Annotated in this window: 14 protein-coding genes; 8 read left to right on the top strand and 6 right to left on the bottom strand. The window is 73.1% G+C overall.

Annotated features, from left to right (window positions below):
- Nucleotides 1–63 precede the first annotated feature (63 nt).
- Entirely contained in the window at nucleotides 64–981 is a 918-nt protein-coding gene (ftsX, locus tag CTZ28_RS36060) for a permease-like cell division protein FtsX (RefSeq protein ID WP_121893963.1), read from the bottom strand.
- Between the two features lie 38 nt (nucleotides 982–1,019).
- Complete coding sequence (ftsE, locus tag CTZ28_RS36055) at nucleotides 1,020–1,709, bottom strand: cell division ATP-binding protein FtsE (RefSeq protein ID WP_121893962.1); 690 nt, start codon at nucleotides 1,707–1,709, stop codon at nucleotides 1,020–1,022.
- 248 nt (nucleotides 1,710–1,957) lie between these two features.
- Here ftsE and CTZ28_RS36050 point away from each other — a divergent pair, with 248 nt between their 5' ends.
- Nucleotides 1,958–2,164, top strand: a complete 207-nt coding sequence (locus CTZ28_RS36050) for a hypothetical protein (RefSeq protein ID WP_121893961.1) — start codon at nucleotides 1,958–1,960, stop codon at nucleotides 2,162–2,164.
- 123 nt (nucleotides 2,165–2,287) lie between these two features.
- Here CTZ28_RS36050 and CTZ28_RS36045 read toward each other — a convergent pair whose 3' ends face one another.
- The 4 genes from CTZ28_RS36045 to CTZ28_RS36025 form a co-directional block, all read right to left on the bottom strand.
- Nucleotides 2,288–2,908: a hypothetical protein gene (locus tag CTZ28_RS36045; RefSeq protein WP_121893960.1), complete on the bottom strand. Its 621-nt coding sequence runs from the start codon at nucleotides 2,906–2,908 to the stop codon at nucleotides 2,288–2,290.
- A gap of 311 nt (nucleotides 2,909–3,219) precedes the next feature.
- A complete protein-coding gene (prfB, locus tag CTZ28_RS36040; RefSeq protein ID WP_121893959.1) occupies nucleotides 3,220–4,326 on the bottom strand; it encodes a peptide chain release factor 2 in 1,107 nt (368 codons plus the stop codon).
- 277 nt (nucleotides 4,327–4,603) lie between these two features.
- Nucleotides 4,604–5,836, bottom strand: a complete 1,233-nt coding sequence (locus CTZ28_RS36035) for a serine/threonine-protein kinase (RefSeq protein WP_121893958.1) — start codon at nucleotides 5,834–5,836, stop codon at nucleotides 4,604–4,606.
- 381 nt (nucleotides 5,837–6,217) lie between these two features.
- A complete protein-coding gene (locus CTZ28_RS36025) occupies nucleotides 6,218–7,891 on the bottom strand; it encodes a serine/threonine-protein kinase (RefSeq protein ID WP_121893956.1) in 1,674 nt (557 codons plus the stop codon).
- A gap of 360 nt (nucleotides 7,892–8,251) precedes the next feature.
- Here CTZ28_RS36025 and CTZ28_RS36020 point away from each other — a divergent pair, with 360 nt between their 5' ends.
- From CTZ28_RS36020 to CTZ28_RS35990, 7 genes are all read left to right on the top strand, one after another.
- Nucleotides 8,252–11,635 (top strand): FtsK/SpoIIIE domain-containing protein, encoded by a 3,384-nt coding sequence (locus CTZ28_RS36020; protein WP_121894038.1) that lies wholly within the window; start codon nucleotides 8,252–8,254, stop codon nucleotides 11,633–11,635.
- A 155-nt stretch (nucleotides 11,636–11,790) separates the two neighbouring features.
- Nucleotides 11,791–13,176 (top strand): ABC transporter substrate-binding protein, encoded by a 1,386-nt coding sequence (locus tag CTZ28_RS36015; protein ID WP_121893955.1) that lies wholly within the window; start codon nucleotides 11,791–11,793, stop codon nucleotides 13,174–13,176.
- 7 nt (nucleotides 13,177–13,183) lie between these two features.
- Nucleotides 13,184–14,527 (top strand): carbohydrate ABC transporter permease, encoded by a 1,344-nt coding sequence (locus CTZ28_RS36010; protein ID WP_183154762.1) that lies wholly within the window; start codon nucleotides 13,184–13,186, stop codon nucleotides 14,525–14,527.
- Nucleotides 14,524–15,432, top strand: coding sequence for a carbohydrate ABC transporter permease (locus tag CTZ28_RS36005; protein WP_121893954.1), 909 nt, complete (start codon nucleotides 14,524–14,526; stop codon nucleotides 15,430–15,432). Before CTZ28_RS36010 ends, CTZ28_RS36005 begins: the two co-directional genes overlap by 4 nt.
- A 152-nt stretch (nucleotides 15,433–15,584) precedes the next feature.
- On the top strand, nucleotides 15,585–17,846 hold the full coding sequence (locus CTZ28_RS36000; RefSeq protein WP_121893953.1) for a bifunctional glycosyltransferase/CDP-glycerol:glycerophosphate glycerophosphotransferase: 2,262 nt from the start codon (nucleotides 15,585–15,587) through the stop codon (nucleotides 17,844–17,846).
- A gap of 166 nt (nucleotides 17,847–18,012) precedes the next feature.
- A complete protein-coding gene (locus CTZ28_RS35995) occupies nucleotides 18,013–20,214 on the top strand; it encodes a bifunctional glycosyltransferase/CDP-glycerol:glycerophosphate glycerophosphotransferase (protein WP_121893952.1) in 2,202 nt (733 codons plus the stop codon).
- A gap of 6 nt (nucleotides 20,215–20,220) precedes the next feature.
- Nucleotides 20,221–20,398 (top strand): glycosyltransferase family 2 protein (locus CTZ28_RS35990; protein ID WP_121893951.1); only part of this gene is annotated, 178 nt, incomplete at its 3' end.

Here is a 20,398-nt window from a genome sequence, read left to right as displayed (position 1 = left end):
GTGAGTCTAGGACAACGCGAAGGGCCGTACGGCCGGTTGACCGCACGGCCCTCTTGGCGTGCGTCACACCTTCAGGTACTTGCGCAACGCGAAGAACGCGGCAAGCGCGGGCATCAGCAGGCTGGTGGCGAGGATGAGCGGGAGCTTCGTCAGCACGGCGTCCCAGCCGATGAAGTTGATCAGGTTCAGCTTCTCGGACAGGGCGAGGCCGTGGTCGATGATGAAGTACCGGGCGAGCACCAGGAATCCGCAGGCGACCGTGCCGCCGATCAGTCCGGCGACCGCCGCCTCCGCGATGAACGGCGCCTGGATGTAGAAGCCGGAGGCGCCGACCAGACGCATGATCCCGGTCTCACGGCGCCGGCTGAACGCCGAGACGCGCACGGTGTTGACGATCAGCATCAGCGCGACCACCAGCATCAGCGCCATCACCGCCCGGGCGGCCCAGTTCATGCCGGTGAGCAACCCGAACAGGTTATCCAGGATGCCCTTTTGGTCCTGAACCGACTGGACGCCGTCGCGCCCGTCGAAGGCGGTCGCGATGACCTGGTACTTCTCCGGGTCCTTCAGCTTGATCCGGTACGACTCCTGCATCTGGTCCGGGGTGAGCGAACTGGCCAGCGGGGAGTCGCCGAACTGCTGCTTGTAGTGCTTGTACGCCTCGTCCTGCGACTCGTAGGTGACCCTCTGGACGACCGACATCTTCTTCAGGTCGGCGAGGATCTGCTTCTGCTGGTCCTCGGTGACCGCGCCCTTGGCGCAGTTGGGGTCCGACTCGGCGTCGCTCTTGTTGCAGAGGAAGATCGAGACGTTGACCTTGTCGTACCAGTAGCCCTTCATGGTGGTCACCTGGTCGCTCATCAGCAGCGAACCGCCGAACAGGGCCAGGGACAGGGCGACGGAGACGATGACGGCGAAGGTCATCGTCAGGTTGCGGCGGAGACCTACACCGATCTCCGACAGTACGAACTGGGCGCGCATGGCGTCGGATCAAGCCTTTCCGTGGATCTCGTGCGGTGTCAGTGCTGGTAGCCGTAGACGCCGCGGGCCTGGTCGCGGACGAGGCGTCCCTTCTCCAGCTCGATGACGCGCTTGCGCATCTGGTCCACGATGTTCTGGTCGTGCGTCGCCATCACCACGGTCGTGCCGGTCCGGTTGATCCGGTCGAGCAGCTTCATGATGCCGACGGAGGTCTGCGGGTCGAGGTTGCCGGTGGGCTCGTCGCAGATGAGCAGCTTGGGGCGGTTGACGAAGGCCCGCGCGATGGCCACGCGCTGCTGCTCACCACCGGACAGCTCGCCGGGCATCCGCTCCTCCTTGCCGCCGAGCCCGACGAGGTCGAGCACCTGCGGCACGGACTTGCGGATCTCACCGCGCGACTTGCCGATGACCTCCTGTGCGAAGGCCACGTTCTCCGCGACCGTCTTGTTGGGCAGCAGCCGGAAGTCCTGGAAGACCGTTCCGAGCTGGCGCCGGATCTGCGGCACCTTCCAGTTGGAGACGCGCGCGAGGTCCTTGCCCAGAACGTGCACCTGGCCGTGGCTGCACCGCTCCTCGCGGAGGATCAGCCGCAGGAAGGTGGACTTTCCGGAGCCGGAGGACCCCACGAGGAACACGAACTCGCCCTTCTCCACTTCCAGGGACACCTCCCTGAGTGCGGGACGGGTCTGCTTGGGGTAGACCTTGGAGACATTGTCGAATCGGATCACGGATGCACCACGGGTCGCCGGGGGTAGATGTGCGTGACCATACGCGAACCGGACGGGCGCGCGCAGTCGCCGGTCGAGGTTGTGCGGAGCTTGTACATTTTTGTGCCGAGTATCTGGGGTGTCCGCGGCGGCCGTCCGATGCCGGCGACCCGCGCACGCTCCGCGGGAACCTGGCACAGTGGTGAAGGGAACGTTCTCGTTCCCGCAGACGTTGTCCGTATGACAGCCGGTGCAAGGAGGGCGAGCGCATGACGTACGACCGGTTGGTGTGCGCGAACTGCGCGGCGCCTGTGAGCGAGGGCCGGTGCCCCGTGTGCCGGGCCAACCGCGAGCGGCTGCAGCAGCAGGGTTTCTTCCAGGACGGTTTCTTCGCCGGACTGAACCCGATGGCGCTGATCGCGCTGCTGGCGGTGCTGATCGCCGCGGTGGCGCTGCTGGCGCACCAGACCGCGTGAGCGGACCGCAGCGCGGCTGAGGACGGCCGAAGGGCCCGGAGCGGCAGGCTCCGGGCCCTTCGTCATGCATCAGTCATGCATCACACGTACGGACCGTACGAGCGTGACTACAGTGCGTCACAATCAGGCGGCCGCGCCGCCCCGGCCGCCAGCGAGGCGCGGCAGGACACGGAAGGCGATGCCACCGGCGATCATGGTGGCGGCGCCCGCGATCAGGAACGCGGTCTGCCCGGCACCCGTCTCGGCGAGCTCCTGACCGGTGCCCTGGGCCTTGGCGCCGGCCGCCGGGGTGTCCGAGCCGGTGCCGGTCAGGGCGGAGGAGCCGCGCTCCTGGGCCGAGGTGCCGGAGCCGCCGTTGGGGTCGGCGTTGTTGTTGCCGTTCCCGTTGCCGCCGCCGTTCCCGTTGCCGTTCTCATTTCCGTTGCCGTTCCCGTTCCCATTGCCGTTGCCCTGGGTCGGGTCGGAGGTGGGCTCCTCGGTCGGCTCGGTGGGCTCCTCCGTGGGCTCGGTGGGCTCGTCCGACGGCTCCGTCGGGCCGTCCGTGGGCTCCGAGGTCTCCGGCGGGTCGGTCGGGATACCGGTGTCGCTGGGCTCCGGGCTCGGCGACTCCTCGGAGCACAGGACGCCGAGCAGGCAGTCCGACTCGCTCGCGGAGGCGGCGCCGGCCGCCGTCAGCGAGGCACCGGCCGCGATCACGGCACCGGCCGCGATCCGCGCGATCCGGATCCGCGTCTTCTTGGTCATGTGGTTGCTACCCCCAGTAGCTGATGGTCACTGTGCGGCGCATGGGGCCGGCCGTGATCGACGGGGGTAGCCGGTGAAGTCCGTGTTCCTCACGTCCTTCACGCCCCCCGGTTCACATGCGCCCCAGAGATACGCATGGCACGCTTCACCCTTCCCATTTTCCAAGGGATCGTCAAGGCCGTTGCGCGTGCAATGTCCACCGACAGGGCATTTACGGGGAGTTGGCGCCTGTGAGTGTGATGTAAAACCCAGACAAAACGGCAACTGCCGCCCTGGAGGCGGCAGTTGCGCTGTCGGCGCTGTCGACTTGGTTACTTCTCCTGCTGCTTGCGCCAGCGAATCCCGGCCTCCAGGAAGCCGTCGATCTCGCCGTTGAACACGGCCTCCGGGTTGCCGACCTCGAACTCCGTGCGCAGGTCCTTGACCATCTGGTACGGGTGCAGCACGTACGAACGCATCTGGTTGCCCCAGGAGTTGCCGCCGTCGCCCTTGAGGGCGTCCATCCTGGCCTGCTCCTCCTGCCGGCGCCGCTCCAGCAGCTTGGCCTGGAGCACGTTCATCGCGGTGGCCTTGTTCTGGATCTGCGACCGCTCGTTCTGGCAGGAGACCACGATGCCGGTGGGGAGATGGGTGATGCGGACCGCGGAGTCGGTGGTGTTGACACCCTGGCCGCCGGGGCCGGAGGACCGGTAGACGTCGATGCGCAGTTCGGACTCGTCGATCTCGACGTGGTCGGACTGCTCGACGACGGGCAGGATCTCGACACCGGCGAAGGAGGTCTGGCGGCGCCCCTGGTTGTCGAAGGGCGAGATGCGCACCAGCCGGTGCGTGCCCTGCTCCACGGAGAGGGTGCCGTAGGCGTACGGCACCTGCACGGCGAAGGTGGTCGACTTGATGCCGGCCTCTTCGGCGTACGACGTCTCGTAGACCTCGGTCCGGTACCCGTGCTGCTCGGCCCAGCGCAGATACATGCGCTGCAGCTTCTCGGCGAAGTCGGCCGCGTCGACGCCGCCGGCCTCGGCGCGGATGTTGACGAGCGCCTCGCGCGCGTCGTACTCCCCGCTGAGCAGCGTGCGGACCTCCATCTCGTCCAGCGCCTTCCTGACCTCGGTCAGCTCGGCCTCGGCCTCGGCGCGGGTGTCGGGGTCGTCCTCGGCCTCGGCCAGCTCGAAGAGCACGCTGAGGTCGTCGATCCGGCCGCGCAGCGCCTCCGCCTTCCTGACCTCGGCCTGGAGGTGGGAGAGCTTGCTGGTGATCTTCTGCGCCTCGTCCGGGTTGTCCCACAGGGACGGCGCCGCCGCCTGCTCCTCGAGCACGGCGATGTCTGCCCTCATCCTGTCGAGGTCCAGAACGGCCTCGATCGACTCCATGGTCGAGGAGAGGGACTTGAGCTCTTCGGATACATCGACGACTGCCACGCATCCAGACTAACGGCAATGGCAACCGACCTCGGCCGCACGGCGCCCTCCGGACGGCCGGGAGGACGGCGGCCGAGGCGGCGGGGCGGCGGGCACCGGCCGGCACGGCGGACCGGCGAGCACCGCTCCGGGACGGTGGGCCGAGCAGGTCGGACGACGGCCGCCCGGTGCGGCAGCGGCCCTGAGGTGCGCCGGCACCGGGCGGCCGGCCATGATCCCGCCGCGCACGCCCGGCGGCGCGGCGCGACCCGTCCGGCGGAGCGCTCCGTGGGAAACGTCACGGTGCGGTGGACGTGTGCGTGTTCTGCGGGGTCGTGCCCGCGTCGTCGCCCGAGGTCGCCAGCCAGGCGCCGACGCCGACAGCCGCCGCGAGCACCGCGCCCGCCACCCCCAGCGTCACCCGCCGGCGCCGGGCCGCCGCCCGGTGCCGGGCCGATCCGGGGCGCGGGGCACCGGAGGCCCGGGGCACCCGCGCCGTGCCCCGGGCGCCGCCCGCCAGCTCGTCGGCGCCCGGCACCCGCATCGAGGTGTGCGTGTCCCGGTTGGAGTCCGGCTGTGCGCCGGGGACCAGCGACACCGAGCCCCGCCGGCGCACCCGTTCGCCGGGCGCCGGCTCCGCCGCCGAGGGCTCCGCGGTCTCCGGCGCCGGCGCCGCGTCCGGCTCGTCCACGCTCAGCGGCGGCATCCCGGCCAGCTGGGGCAGCTGCTCCCGCAGCCGCGCCGCCAGCTCGGAAGCGCGCAGCCGCGAGGCGGGTGCCTTCGCCAGGCACTGCACGATCAGCTGCCACAGCTCGTCCGGGATGCCCGGCAGCGGCGCGACCGTCTCGGTCACGTGCCGGCGCAGCACCGCACCCGGATGGCCGCCGCCGAACGGGGTGAACCCGGCCAGCAGCTCGTACAGCACGGTCGCGAGGGCGTAGATGTCGACGGCCGCCCGCGGCGGCAGGCCCTCCACGATCTCCGGCGCCAGATAGTCCGGGGTCCCGATGATCTTCGTGGCGCGGGTCCGCTTCGGGGTGTCGATCAGCTTCGCGACCCCGAAGTCGGTCAGCAGCGCGGGGTGCGAGCCGCCGGGGCCGAGCGGCCCCTGCATGTCCAGCAGTACGTTCTCGGGCTTGACGTCCCGGTGCACCACCCCGGCCGCGTGCGCCGCCGCCAGCCCCTCCGCGACGTCCGCGACGATGGCCACCGCGGCCTCGGGGGCGAGTCGCCGCTCCCGCTCCAGGCGGGTGCGCAGATCGGTGCCGCGCACCAGGTCCATGACGAGGGCCAGGTCGTTGCCGTCGACGACGAGGTCGCGCACCGAGACGACGTGGGGATGTTCGAGGCCCAGCAGTGCCGTGCGCTCCTGCACGAAGCGCCCGACGAGTTCCTGGTCGGACGCGAGGTCCTCGCGCAGCAGCTTGATGGCGACGGGTCCGTCCGGTCCCTCGCCCAGCCACACCGTGCCGGCGCTGCCCCGTCCCAGGATCTGGTTCGCGGTGTACCGGCTGCCGATCTTCCGTGCCAAGACTGCTCCTACAGACGCGTGTTGCGGTCAAAACTACGCGCCCGAGGAGCCAACCTTCACCGCGGAGGCCGAAATCACCCGCCAGGTGTCGACAAATCCCCAGAGCGGGTAGGCCCTGTCGTCAAACTCCCTCCCCCAGCCTCCGGCCGGGAGGTGCCCCCAGCCCCACGACGCCATGCACGCTCCCCCGAGCTCTCCGAGCAGGGGGCACCCCCACTCGCCGCACCGGACACAGCCCCAAGTACATCCAGTACGAGGACCCGCGCCCGGCACACCGAGAGCACGCTCCCCCAAGCTCTCGACTCCGCTCGACCAGGGGGGACCCCCACGACGCCGCAGCGCCCGCCCTCCGGGCGAACGACGGGAATGTGACGACAGGACCTAGTTCCCGCCGGAACCGCCGCCCAGGTCCTTGATCCAGCCGGTCGCGGTGCTGAACCAGTCGCTGAGCTGACCCCAGTAGCTCTTGCCGGTCCCGACCCAGTCCTGGAGCGGGCTCAGCTCCCACACCAGCCAGCCCGCCACGAACAGGATGACGATCGTGAACAGACAGCCCTTGAGGCAGCCGAGCCCGGGGATCTTCATCGGGTTGGCGCCGCGCTGCCGCGGCTGCCGGGGCTCGGGCGCCGGCCGCCGCGGCTCCGCCGGTGCGGGCGGCGCGTACTGCTGGGGCCGCGGCGCGGCGTACGGCTGCGGCTGGTACTGCTGAGGCTGCTGCTGCCGGTAGCCGCCCGGGGGCCGCTGCTGGTGCTGGGGCGCGGGCTGCTGCTGCGGCCGGGCCACCTGGCGCTGGGGGCGGCGGCGCAGCGGGTCCTGGTCCGGGTCGAGGTACTGGACCTGCGTCTGCTCGTTGCGGTCGCGGGCGGCGCGCAGCTGGTTCTGCCAGGGGTGCGGCTGCTCGGGCTGCTGCCCCTGCGCCCCGGGCTGGTCGGGCCGGCCCTGGGACATCGGCGGCATGACGGCGGTCGGGTCGGCCGCTCCGGTGTTCGGCAGGACCGCGGTGGGGTCGGCGGCGCCCGCTGGGCCGCCGGTGTGCGGCAGGACGCTGGTCGCGGCGTTCGGGTCGTACGCCCCCGGGGACGCGCCCGTCGGCAGCACCTGGGTCGGATCGGCGGCTCCGGGCACGCCCGGTACGGCGGTGGGCGCCGGGTCGGGGGCGAGCAGGGCGCCGACGCCCTCGGCTGCGGCGATCTGGGCGGAGTTGGCGTGCACGCCGATGCCCTCGGCGACGACTCGCAGGCCGCGCGCGAGGTTCTCGGCGCTGGGGCGCTCGTCGGGGTTCTTGCGCAGGCAGCGCTCTATCACCGTCCACAGCGGGTCGGGCACGGTGGACGGGCGGCGCGGCTCGGCGCTCAGGTGCTGGTGCAGCACCTCGAGGGCGGAGCCGCCGGAGAACGGCGGACGGCCGGTGACCAGCTCGTACAGCAGGATGCCGGCGCCGTAGATGTCGACGGCGGAGGTCTGCGGGCGGCCCTCGGCGGACTCCGGCGCGACGTACGCGGGCGTGCCGACGAACTCGTGCGTCCGGGTCAGGCCCGGGGAGTCGGCGAGGCGGGCGATGCCGAAGTCCGTGAGCAGCGGGTTCATCCGGCCGTCCTGCTGCTGGAGCAGCACGTTGGCGGGCTTCAGGTCGCGGTGGACGACGCCGTCGGTGTGGCTGGCCGCGAGCGCGTCGGCGATCTGGGCGGTCAGCAGCGCGGCGGCCACGGGCGTGAACGGGCCGTTCTCGCGCAGGTAGCGGTGCAGGTCGGGGCCCTCGACGAGGTCCATGACCAGCGCGAGCAGATCGCCCTCGACGACGAGGTCGCGCACCCGGACGATGTTCGGGTGGGTGAGCCGGAGCAGCACGGACCGTTCCCGCAGGAACCGCATGACGACGTCGGCGTCGCTCGCCAGCTCCTCCTTGAGGACCTTGATCGCGACGGTCTCTCCGGGCTGGCCGGCCACAGCTGCCTCGGCGCCCGCCGTCTCCCGCTGGCGGGCTCGCCAGACGGTGCCCGTGGCGCCGCGCCCGAGCGGCTCCTCGAGCAGGTACTTGCTGCCTACCGGCCGCACGTCATGTGCTCCCTGTTGCTTGCTGGTGTTCCGATCCACTGTAGTGCCGCCTCCGGGGGCACCACATAAGCGTTCCCGTCGATGTTCGAAGGAAAGACGCTCCGCTCGCTCTGCCGGTTGCCGAAAGGTTGCCGAACCAGGACAGGGCCGATCTCAAGTGATCACCGGGACGGTACCGGTCAGCCACTTTTGCGGTACCGCTCAGGCACTTTTGGGGGCAGAGCCGACCAATCAAGATCACTTACCACCGGGCCGCGGGCACGTTGTCGGTGACAGGTGCGAGGATGCGTGCAGTACTGGCCGACGTGCTCGTGTGGGGTGGGGAAGTCCGCGCCCGTGCAGAAGGGACCGCTGACGGCGATGCAGATCCGGCTGACCGTCGTAGACCCGCTGGGCCCGGCACCGCAGCGGGGCCACGCCGCGAGCCGCGACGTGCTGGTCACGGCGCCAGCCGGCACCGCCCTGGCGGCGGTGACGTCGGCGCTCGCCTCGACGGTCGCCGGCGACGGCGCCGCGGGCCGGGACGCCGCGGCCCCGGTCGTGCTGTACGCCGGCGCCGAGCGGCTGGACCTCCGGCGCTGCACCCTCGGCGAGCCCCCGCTGGTCGACGGCGCCGTGCTGGCCCTGGGCGCGCCCGCCGAGCCGGAGCCCCATCCGGAGCTGGACGACGCCCCGACCCAGCTGCACGTGGTCGCGGGGCCGGACGCGGGCGGGGTCCATCTGCTGCACGGCGGCCGGATCACCGTCGGCCGTTCCGCCGACGCCGACGTCCCGCTCGACGACCCGGACGTCTCCCGCCTCCACTGCGCCGTCACGGTCGCCGCCGACGGCCACGTCTCGGTCGCCGACCTCGGCTCCACGAACGGCACGGCGCTGGACGGCGCGCGCGTGGCCGACCGCCCGGTCCGCTTCACGCCGGGCGCGCTGCTGCGGATCGGCGAGTCCGCCCTGCGGCTCACCCCGTCCGGCGGGCCGGGCGCCCTGATGCGGACGGCGCCCGACGGCGAGGGCTGCGTGCGGGTGACCCCGCGCACCGGGGACGCGACGGACGCCGGATACGCCGAGGACGCCGCGGCCCCGGGAAGCGGACAGGGCGCGCCCTCCGGGCCGGCCCGGCACACCTACGGCACGGCGGGCTGGGGTGCCCCGGGTGCGGCACCCCGCGCCCAGGAGCACCGTCCGGCGGAGCCCCCGTTCGTGCCCGGGCAGGCCGGCGCGCCGCGGATCGAGCACCGGGACGGGGCGCGGGAGACACACGGCGCGGGTCCCGGGACGGGCGGCGGGGACACCCACGCCGGCCGCTTCGGGGTCGGCGGCGTGGCCTTCGGCGATCCGCACGCGCGGGGCGGCCACACCGAGGACACACCGGGCACGCGCCCGCACGGACACCACACCGCGGACGGTCCGTCCGGGTCGTACGGACACGGCGGCGACCCGGACCCGGACGCCCCGGACGCCGGGGGCCGCAAGGGCACCCCGGTGCGCGGCACCGACCTGCCGCCGGGCATGCGCAGGCGCGGCGGCCTCGGCGCCTGGGCGCGGCGGCTGGCCGGAGGGCGCGCCGATCCGGCGGCCGACGGCCCGGGGCCGTACGACGCAGAAGGCGCCGGCGCCCCCGGCGGCCCCGCTCCCGGCGGCCCGCAGCGGCCGGAGACCTGGCCGGACCCGGCGGCGCTGCTGCTGACCGCGCTCGGCCCGGGCCCGCGGCTGTGGGAGCGCGGGCCGGGACACCCGCAGACGCTCACCGTCCGGCTGGGCACGTCCGACGGGGCGGCGCCGGGCGGCCCGGTCACCGGCGCACCGGTGACCGTCGGTCTGCGCGAGGCCGGGGCGCTGGGCCTGGCCGGACCGCGCCCCCGGCTGTCCGGGCTGGCCCGCGCGGTCCTGGCCCAGCTCGCCGCGCTGCACTCCCCCGACGGTCTGGAACTCGTCCTGATCAGCGCGGACCGCTCACGCCCTGTGGAGGAGCGCACCGCCGAGTGGTCCTGGCTCGGCTGGCTGCCCCATGTGCGCCCGGGCCACAGCCAGGACTGCCGCCTCCTGCTGGCCTACGACCGCGAACAGGCCGCCGCCCGCACGGAGGAGCTGCTGCGCCGCCTGGAGAGCCATGTGGCCGACGGCTCCGCGGCGCCGCACCCCTCCTCGCCCACGGCCGGCGGCGCGACGGGCGGCTTCCCCGGCCCGTACACGGTCGTCGTCGTGGACGGCGACCCGGGCGGCACGGGCCTGCGCGAGGCGGTGGCACGGCTGGCCCTGGAGGGGCCGCGGGCCGGGATGCACGTCGTGTGCCTGGCCGAGACGCCGCCCGCCCCCGCCACGCCGGGGACGTACGAGGCGGCCTACGAGGCCGCGTGCGCGGTCGCGCCGACGTTCCGGGCGTGCGGCGCCGTCGCGCTGCTCGGCGGTGACGTCGCCACGACGCTGCACCTGCTGCGGGTCCCCCGGCCGGACGCGCACACCGCCCCGGCCGGCCCGCTCGGCCCCGGCGCACCGGCCGCGGTCGACGCGGTCTCGCCCGCCTGGGCGGAGCGGTTCGCGCGGGCGCTGGCGCCGCTGCGCACGGACGGCGCGGTCGACGAGCGGCACGCGCGCGTGGCCGCGCCGCTGCCCCAGTCGGCGCGTCTGCTGGACGAGTTGGGGCTCGCCCGGGCCACCCCGGCGTCGCTGATGGCGCGTTGGGCGGACGCGGCGGACGACACGGAGTCGCCGGGCGGGCGGGCCTGGGCGGTGCTCGGCGCGGGTCCCCGCGGCCCGCTCTGTACGGACCTGGTCGCCGAGGGTCCGCATCTGCTGGTGGAGGGGCCGCCGGGCAGCGGGCGTACCGAGCTGCTGCGCGCCGTCGTCGCCTCGCTGGCCGCAGCCGAGCGCCCCGACCGGCTGAGCATGGTGCTGATCGACGGACGGGACGGCGTGGGCGCGGGCGGCGAAGGACTGCACGTGTGCACGGACATACCGCATGTCACCACCCATCTGACCGCCAACGACCCGGTGCGCATGCGGGAGTTCGCGCAGTCCCTGAGCGCCGAGCTGAAGCGGCGGGCCGAGTTGCTGGGCCGGGCGGGCTTCGCCGAGTGGCACACGCACCGCGAGGTGTCGGGCCGGTTCGTCGCGCAGCGCACCGCGCCCGGGCGGCCCGCCGCGGGCAATGGCGACCTGGAGTCCCCGCCCAGCACGACGCTGCGGCTGCGCCCCAGCGCGGCCCGGCAGGGCGGGCGGACGGAGGCGCCGCCGCCGCTGCCCCGCCTTGTGGTGGTCGTGGACGACCTGGACGCGCTGGTCTCCCCGGCGCTCGGTTCGCCGGGCCGGCCCGCGGCGGGCTCGGTGATGCGGGCCCTTGAGGCGGTGGCCAGGGAGGGCGAACGGCTCGGCGTCCATCTGGTGGCGGCGGCCGGTCCGGGCGGTCGTACGGCGGAGACGGAACCGGCGCGGCAGGCCGCGCTCCGGGTCGCCCTGGACGCCCCGTCCTCCGGACCGGACGAACCGGCGCCGGGCCGCGGCCGGCTGGCCACGGCGGACGGCCGCGTCACCGCGTTCCAGGCGGGCCGGGTGACGGGACGCATCCCGCGCACGGCGACCCAGCGGCCCACGGTCGTCCCGCTGGACTGGCACCGCATGGGCGACCCGCCGGCCCGTCGGCCGGTGCGGGAACTGGGCAACGGGCCGACGGACCTGGCGCTGCTGGCGAGCGCGGTGGAGCGGGCGGCCCGGGAGGTGTCGGCCGCGCAGGTCCCGTCGCTGCTGTAGTCAGGGGTGCCGTGCCCGCACGCCCCGTCACGAGCCGGTCACGATCAGCCGGTTGACAGCGCAGGCGCTCTTGCCGCGTTCGCGGGGCCGGGCGTAGACCGTACGGCACGGGACAGCGCTCGGACGTTCAACGGCGAACGGAGAACGGGGCAGTGATGCGCAGCAGGAGCAGCACCATCCGGACACACAGGGCCGTCACCACACTCGCCGCGCTCCTCGCGGGGGCGCTCGCACTCAGCGCCTGCGGGGGCAGCGACGACGACAAGAAGACCGGCGGCGGCGCGAGCAGCAGCGCCGGCGAGAAGGGCAGCGGCGTCACCCTGCCGAAGCTGGACGGCGCGAGCCTGGAGGTCGCCGCCGTGTGGACCGGCGGCGAGCAGAAGAACTTCAAGCAGGTTCTCGCGGAGTTCGCGCAGCGCACGGGCGCCGAGGTGACCTTCGTGCCCGCGCAGGACCCGATCATCAACTTCCTCGGCTCGAAGATCGCGGGCGGCCGGCCGCCGGATGTCGCGCTGCTGCCGCAGCCCGGCGCGATCAAGCAGGCGGTGGACAAGAAGTGGGCCAAGCCGCTGGGCCCCCAGGCGCGGGCCGAGCTGGCCGAGAACTACACGCAGGGCTGGCAGGACATCGGCAAGGTCGACGGCACGCAGTACGGCGCCTACTACAAGGCCGCCAACAAGTCGCTGATCTGGTACAACGCCAAGGCGTTCGAGAACGCGGGCGCCACGGAGCCCACGACCTGGCAGGAGCTGCTGACGACGGCGCGGGCGGTGTACGACTCGGGGGTCACGCCGTTCTCCGTAGGCGGCGCCGACGGCTGGACCCTCACCGACTGGTTCGAGAACGTCTATCTCTCCCAGGCGGGCCCGGAGAAGTACGACCGGCTCGCCCGGCACGAGATCAAGTGGACGGACCCCTCCGTCAAGGAGGCGCTGACCACGCTCGCCCAGATCTGGGGCGAGAAGGACTATGTCGCGGGCGGCGCGAGCGGCGCGCTCCAGACCGAGTTCCCGGCCTCCGTCACCCAGACCTTCACCGGCGGCGACCAGCCCAAGGCGGCGATGGTCTACGAGGGCGACTTCGCGCAGGTCAACATCGGTGAGACCAAGGCGAAGGTGGGCACGGACGCGAAGGTGTTCCCGTTCCCGGCGGTGGGCTCCGCCGCGCCGGTGGTCTCCGGCGGTGACGCGGCGGTCGTCCTGAAGGACTCCGAGGCGGCGCAGGCGCTGGTCACCTTCCTGGCCTCGCCGGACGCGGCGACGATCCAGGCGAAGCTCGGCGGCTATCTCTCGCCGAACAAGAACGTGCCGAACTCGGCCTACCCGAACGAGGTGCAGCGCACGATCGCGAAGGCGCTGATCGCCTCGGGCGACGACTTCCGCTTCGACATGTCCGACCAGGCGCCGCAGGCCTTCGGCGGCACGCCCGGCAAGGGCGAGTGGAAGGCCCTGCAGGACTTCCTGCAGAACCCGACGGACGTCGCGGGCGCCCAGGCGCGGCTGGAGAAGGACGCGGCGGCCGCGTACGGGAACGGCGGCTGAGCCGGCGATGGCGTCGGCCACCGCGGCGGGGGGCCCACCGCCCCCCGCCGCACCGCGCAGCCGCAAGAGCGTGACCGGCACCCGCAGGACCGTGGCAGCGCTCTTCCTGCTGCCCGCCCTGGTGCTGCTCGGCGCGCTCGTGGTCTACCCGATCGGGTACTCGCTCGTCCGCAGCTTCGGCAACGCATCGGGCGACGGATTCGCCGGATTCGACAACTACCGGGCCCTGTTCGACGACGACGGGATCCGCACCGCGCTGAAGAACAACATCATCTGGGTGGTGTTCGCGCCGACCGTGTCCACCGCGCTCGGCCTGGTCTTCGCGGTGCTGACCGAACGGGTGCGCTGGGGAACAGCGTTCAAGCTGGTCGTCTTCATGCCGATGGCGATCTCGATGCTGGCGGCCGGGATCATCTTCCGGCTGGTGTACGACCAGGACCCGGACAAGGGCGTCGCCAACGCCGTGTGGGTCGGCGTGCACGACACCTTCGCCCAGTCGTCCGCGTTCCCGAAGGCGCACCCGGGCCGCGAGTCGCCGCTGCGGGCGGACGGCGGCGGCTTCATCACGTCGGCGGCCGTCCGCGCCGGCACCCCGGTCACCCTGCCGCTGGTCGGCGTCGCCCCCGACCAGCTGCCCGGCGACGCGCGCCCGGCCCGGGCCGCGCAGCCCGAGCCGGGCAAGGTCACCGGTACCACCTGGCAGGACTTCACCCGTGGCAAGGGCGTCGGCACACCGGGCGCCCCGGACCCGTCCGAACTCGGCTACGCCGGAATGAGGATCGAGGCGGTGCGGGACGGCACGGTGGTGGCCGCCACGAAGGCCGCCGCCGACGGCACGTTCACACTGCCCGCGGCGGCCGACGGCGCCCGGCTGCGGCTCCCCGCGGACAACTTCAAGGCGCCCTACAACGGCGTCGACTGGCTGGGCCCGGCGCTGGTGACCCCGGCCGTCATCGGATCGTACGTATGGATGTGGGCGGGTTTCGCGATGGTGCTGATCGCGGCCGGGCTCGCGGGGGTGCCCCGGGAACTGCTGGAGGCCGCGCGGGTCGACGGGGCGGGCGAGTGGCAGGTGTTCCGGCGGATCACCGTGCCCCTGCTCGCACCGGTCCTCGCGGTCGTCACCGTCACCCTGATGATCAATGTGCTGAAGGTGTTCGACCTGGTGTTCATCATCGCGCCGGGTTCCTCGCAGGACGACGCGAACGTGCTGGCCCTGGAGCTGTACCGGAAGGGCTTCGCGGAGGACCGGCCCGGCATCGCCAGCGCCATCGCGGTGTTCCTGCTGCTGCTGGTGATCCCCGTGATGTGGTTCAACATCCGCCGGCTGAGGCGGGAGGGGCGGCGATGACGACGCATGCCGAGAGCATCGGCGAGGCGGCACCCGGCCGGGTGGTCAAGGCCCGGCGGTCGCTCGGCTCACGGATCGCGGAGCGGCTGAGCGGCGGGCTGGTCCGCGCCTTCCTGATCGTCGTCGGCCTGTTCTGGCTGGTGCCGACCGTCGGGCTGTTCCTCTCCTCCCTGCGCGCGCCCGAGGACATGAGCGCCGACGGCTGGTGGAACGTGTTCGCGAAGCCGTCCCAGCTCACCTTCGACAGCTACCAGAAGCTGCTGGAGAACAGCGACATCACCCACTCCCTGGTGAACACGGCGCTGATCACGGTCCCGGCGACGGTGCTGGTCGTCGTCATCGGCTCGCTCGCCGGCTACGCCTTCGCGTGGCTGGAGTTCCCGGGCCGCGACTGGTGGTTCCTGGCCGTGGTCGGACTGCTGGTGGTGCCCGTGCAGGTGGCGCTGATCCCGATCGCCGAACTGTTCGGCACGATCGGGCTGTTCGGGTCGATCCTCGGGGTGGTCCTGTTCCATGTCGGCTTCGGTCTGCCGTTCGCCGTGTTCCTGCTGCGGAACTTCTTCGCGGAGATCCCGAGGGAGCTGCTGGAGGCGGCCCGGCTGGACGGCGCCGGCGAACTGCGGCTGTTCGCGCGGGTGGTCATGCCGCTCGGCGGGCCCGCCATCGCCAGCCTGGGCATCTTCCAGTTCCTGTGGGTGTGGAACGACATGCTGGTCGCGCTGGTGTTCACCAAGTCGGGCTCGCAGCCGATCACGGTCGCCCTGCAGACGCAGGTACGCCAGTTCGGCAACAACGTCGACGTGCTGGCGCCGGGCGCGTTCCTCTCGATGGTGATCCCGCTGGCGGTGTTCTTCGCGTTCCAGCGGCAGTTCGTGTCCGGGGTCATGGCGGGCGCGGTCAAGTGACGGAAAACCGGCACCTGTTGAGGGGCGGGCCGACCCGGGCCGCCCCTCGGCGTTCACCGGATGTCCCCCACTTGCCGTACGAACCGTAACCACTTCACTCCATCGGCCGTTCCCGGGCAGAACGCCCGCGCCGACCGACCCATGGATGTGCCGTGCCCAGGTTCAGTGTCATTGTCCCCGCGTACCAGGTCCAGGCGTACCTCCACGCATGTCTGGACTCGGTGCTGGAACAGTCGTACCCGGATCTCGAACTGATCGTCGTGGACGACCGCTCACCGGACGCGAGCGGGGCGATCATCGACGAGTACGCGGCGCGCGACGCGCGGGTCCGGCCGGTGCACCTGTCCGAGAACCGGGGCCTGGGCCGGGCCCGCAACGCGGGCATGGAGTGCGCGACCGGCGACTACCTGATCTTCCTCGACGGCGACGACACGCTCACCCCGCACGCCCTGGAGTCGATCGCCGACCGGATCAAGGAGACCGACGAACCGGACGTCCTGGTCTACGACTACGCGCGCACCTACTGGACGGGCGAGGCGGTCCGCAACAAGGCCGCCGCCCAGCTCAGCGAGGAGGGCCCGGCCCCCTTCCGGCTGACGGACCGGCCGGGGCTGCTGGACGTCCTGATGGTCGCCTGGAACAAGGCCTACCGCAGGGAGTTCGTCGAGGCCGAGCGGCTGACGTTCCCGCCGGGCTACTACGAGGACACCCCCTGGACCTTCCCGGCCCTGATGTCGGCGCAGTCCATCGCGACCCTGGACCGGGTGTGCGTGCACTACCGGCAGCGCCGCGCCGGCAACATCCTCTCCACCACCAGCCGCAAGCACTTCGACGTCTTCGAGCAGTACGACCGGGTCTTCGCCTACCTCGCCGAGCGGCCCGAACTCGCCTGCTGGCGGCCGGTGTTGTTCCAGCGCATGGTCGACCACCTGGCGACCGTGTACGGCAGGCGGGACCGGCTGCCGCGCGGTACCCGGGCCGCGTTCCTGCGCCGGGCCCGCGCCCACTACCTCCGCCACCGCACACCCGGCACGCCCGTCCCGCGGCGCTCCCGGCTGCGGCACACCCTGATCCGGCTGGGCTCGCACCGCACCTACCGCACGCTCCGGCTGGCGGCGGCCCTGGGCCGGCTCGCGCGACGGCTCGCCTCGGGCCTGGGCCGGGCGGTGCGCGCCGCCGCCCTGCGGCTCCACTACCGCGTCCAGCGGTGCCTGCCCGTGCGCGCCGACCGGGCGGTGTTCGCCGCGTACGGGGGCCGCGGTCACGGCTGCAACCCGGGCGCGCTGGAGGCCGCGTTCCGCACCTATGCCCCGCACATCCGCACGGCGTGGATCGCCCGGCCCGAGCACCAGCACACCGTGCCGCCGGCCACGCGCCGGCTGCGGCCCGACTCGGCGGGCTACTGGACGGCGCTGGCCCGCGCCAAGTTCCTGGTGGACAACGCCGATCTGGACCCGCGGCTGGTCAAGCGGCGCGGCCAGGTCTGTGTGCAGACCCGGCACGGCACCCCGCTCAAGCGGATGGGCCTCGATCTGCTGGACCGCCCGGCCGCCGCCCGCGGCACGGACTTCGGGGCGTTCCTCGACGGCGTCGACAAGTGGGACTACGTCCTGTCCGCCAACCGGCACTCCACCCTCACCTGGGAGCGGGTCTGCCCGGGCCGCTACACGACGCTGGAGTACGGCTACCCGCGCAACGACGTCTTCCAGAAGGCGACCTCGGCGGACGTGTCGCGGCTGCGTGAGCAGCTCGGCATCCCCGAGGGCACGGTGGCGATCCTGTACGCGCCCACGCACCGCGACCACCGGCGCGCCCAGCGCCTGCCGCTCGACCCGGAGCGCCTGCTCAGCCGGCTCGGCCCCCGCTATGTGCTGCTGGTCCGCGCCCACCCCGGGCACGGCGCGCCGCCGGCCGAGGGCGAGCGCGTCATCGACGTCAGCGGCCACCCGAGCGTCGAGTCCCTGTGTCTCGCGTCGGACGCGCTGGTCACCGACTACTCGTCGATCATGTTCGACTACGCCAACCTGGACCGGCCGATCGTCGTGTACGCCCCGGACCGTGAAGCGTACGAGGCGGCCCGCGGCACCTACTTCGACCTGCGCTCCCGTCCGCCGGGCGCCTACGCGCGCAGCGAGGACGAGCTGATCGACATCTTCACGACCGGCCACTGGCGCGGCTCGCGCTCGGCCCAGCTGCGGGCCGCGTTCCGCGAGCGGTTCTGCCCGTACGACGACGGCCGGGCCGCCGAACGGGTCGTCCGGCACGTGGTGCTGGGCGAGGCCGCGGGGCTGCCGTCGGTCACGCCGCTCGCCGAGCGTCATCCGGTGCCGTCGGCGTCCTCGGCACGTACCGGCTCCCCGCTGGTCACCCTTCCGAAACCTGCTGTTCCGATCACCGTCACCGACGGCCGCTGAACACCGTTTCCCCTGGCGGGAGTTCCCATGCCCTGCAGCACCTCGCGGCCCACCCCCAGCCGACCGTCCACCTGGCGGCCGGCCGGGCGGCCCGGCCGCGTCCGTACGGCCTGAGTCCCGGGACCTTGGCGACCCGGGAGGCAGGTAAGACAACAGAAAGAGCGCAATGCCCCGCTTCAGCATCATCGTTCCGTCCCACGGGGTCGCGGGCCGGCTGTCCCAGGCGCTGGACTCGGTCCTCGCCCAGTCCTTCGACGACCTGGAGCTGATCCCGGTCTGCGACGCCCCCGGCTCCCCGGCGGCGGACGTCGCCGGGGAGCACGCCGAGCGGGACCCCCGGGTGACCCCGGTGCACTCACCGCCGTCCGCCGGGCTGAGCGGGGCGCGCAACGCCGGGATGCGAGCCGCGTCCGGCACCTATCTGCTGTTCCTGGACGGCGACGACCTGCTCCTCCCCGGGGCGCTGGCGGCGCTGGACGCGCGGCTCGGCAAGACGGGCGACGTGGACGTGCTGTACTTCGAGCACGAGCGGACCCCCTGGTGGGAGGGCGCGCCGAGCAAACCCGCCACCGCGCTGCTGGCCGCCGCCCCCGGCGGCGCGTTCGCCCCCGCCGACGCGCCGCGGATCACCGGCGTACCGCTGCCCGCGTGGAGCGCCGCCTACCGCCGCTCCTTCGTCACCGAGCACCGACTCGCCTTTCCCGACGGCCACTTCACGGATCTGGGCTGGGGCGGTCTGACGGCCCTCGCCGCCGAGCGGGTCGCGGTGCTGCGCCAGGTGCTGGTCCGGCACCGGCTGCGGCGGCAGGGCAGCCGGCTCAACCTGCCCGGCGAGCACCAGCGCGAACTGCTCGACCAGGTGGACCTGGTGCTGACCCGGGCCGCCGAGCAGGGGCCGGCCGCCGAGCGGGCCCGGGCGCTGTTCGACCAGCTCTTCGCGACCGTTCTGAAGACGGCCTCCCGGCCCGAGCGACTGCCCTCAGGGCACCGGGCCTTCTTCCGTCGCGCGCACCGTCTGTACCGCCGGCACCGCCCGGCCGGTTACCGGGTGCCGGCCGGCAGCCTGGGCGTCCAGCACCGGCTGCTGGCGGCGGGCGCCTACACGGCGTTCTGCGCGCTGCGCACCGCCAACCGGTCGGCGGCGCGGGCGGCCGAACGCGTCCCGCGCCCCCGCAGGCTGCGCACCCGGCTGCACTACCGGGCGCAGCTGCGCCGCCCGATCGACCCGCGGCTCGCCGTGTACTGCGCGTACTGGGGCCGCGGCTACGCCTGCAGCCCGGCCGCGATCCACGCCAAGGCCCGTGAACTCGCCCCGCACATCCGCTCGGTGTTCCTGGTGGAGGCCGGCCAGAAGCACGCCGTACCGGCGGACGTGGACCACGTGGTGATCGGCTCCCGCCGCTACTGGGAGGTGCTGGCCCGCGCCAAGTACCTGGTCAACAACGCCAACTTCGCCGAGGGCGTCGTCAAGCGGCCGGGCAGCGTGCACGTCCAGACCCAGCACGGCACCCCGCTGAAGACGATGGGCGTGGACCAGTCGACGTACCCGGTGGTGGCCGCGCAGTCCGGCAGCTTCGCCAAGCTGCTGGGCCGGGTCGACCGCTGGGACTTCAATCTGTCCTCCAACCGGCACTCCACCCAGATGTGGGAGCGCGCCTTCCCCGGCTCGTACGAGGCGCTGGAGTACGGCTATCCGCGCAACGACGTGTACTACACGGCGACCGCGCAGGACGTGGCCCGCGTCCGCCGGGAACTCGGCGTGCCCGAGGGCCGCACGGCCGTCCTGTACGCGCCCACCCACCGCGACCACCACACCGGCTTCGAACCGGGCCTCGACCTGGAGGCGTTCTGCGCGGCGGCCGGCGAGGACGTGGTCGTGCTGCTGCGCGCCCACTACTTCTACGACCGCGGGCGGGCAGCGGCGGACAGCCGGATCATCGACGTCACCGCGCACCGCTCCTCCGAGGACGTCTGTCTGGCCGCGGACGCGCTGATCACCGACTACTCGTCGATCATGTTCGACTACGCCAATCTGGACCGGCCGATCGTCGTGTACGCGGACGACTGGGAGGTCTACCGGGAGACGCGGGGCGTCTACTTCGACCTGATGGCGGAGCCGCCGGGTCCGGTGGCGCGCACGCCCGAGGAACTGGCGCGCGTCTTCCGCGACGGCACGTACGCGGGGCCGGAGGCGCGGGCGCTGCGCGCCGCGTTCCGGGAGCGGTTCTGCCAGTTCGACGACGGCCGGGCCGCCGAGCGGGTGGTCCGGCGGGTGCTGCTCGGCGAGCCGCCGGAGGCGCTCCCGCCCGTGCTCCCGCTCGCGGAGCGCGTCCCCGCCCCCGCCGCCGTGACCCTCGCAAGGAGCTGACCCGCAGTGCCCCGCTTCAGCGTCATCGTCCCGTGCTTCAAGGTGCAGGGCTTCCTGCGCGAGTGTCTCGACTCGGTCCTGGAGCAGTCGTACGCCGACTTCGAGGTGATCGCGGTGGACGACTGCTCGCCGGACGGCTGCGGTGCGATCCTCGACGAGTACGCGGCCCGCGACCCGCGCGTCA

Origin of the sequence: Streptomyces shenzhenensis, assembly GCF_003688995.1 — a bacterium.
Classification (GTDB): Bacteria; Actinomycetota; Actinomycetes; order Streptomycetales; family Streptomycetaceae; genus Streptomyces; species Streptomyces shenzhenensis_A.
The sequence above is the reverse complement of the archived record's forward strand: the minus strand, read 5'-3'. Positions and strand labels throughout refer to the sequence as shown.

What these genes read in the sequence shown, in the direction of transcription:
- ftsX (WP_121893963.1), bottom strand. Translation starts at nt 981, where the DNA reads ATGCGCGCCCAGTTCGTACTGTCGGAGATCGGTGTAGGTCTCCGCCGC.
- CTZ28_RS36050 (WP_121893961.1), top strand. Translation starts at nt 1,958, where the DNA reads ATGACGTACGACCGGTTGGTGTGCGCGAACTGCGCGGCGCCTGTGAGC.
- CTZ28_RS36045 (WP_121893960.1), bottom strand. Translation starts at nt 2,908, where the DNA reads ATGACCAAGAAGACGCGGATCCGGATCGCGCGGATCGCGGCCGGTGCC.
- CTZ28_RS36020 (WP_121894038.1), top strand. Translation starts at nt 8,252, where the DNA reads ATGCAGATCCGGCTGACCGTCGTAGACCCGCTGGGCCCGGCACCGCAG.
- CTZ28_RS36015 (WP_121893955.1), top strand. Translation starts at nt 11,791, where the DNA reads ATGCGCAGCAGGAGCAGCACCATCCGGACACACAGGGCCGTCACCACA.
- CTZ28_RS36010 (WP_183154762.1), top strand. Translation starts at nt 13,184, where the DNA reads ATGGCGTCGGCCACCGCGGCGGGGGGCCCACCGCCCCCCGCCGCACCG.
- CTZ28_RS36005 (WP_121893954.1), top strand. Translation starts at nt 14,524, where the DNA reads ATGACGACGCATGCCGAGAGCATCGGCGAGGCGGCACCCGGCCGGGTG.
- CTZ28_RS35995 (WP_121893952.1), top strand. Translation starts at nt 18,013, where the DNA reads ATGCCCCGCTTCAGCATCATCGTTCCGTCCCACGGGGTCGCGGGCCGG.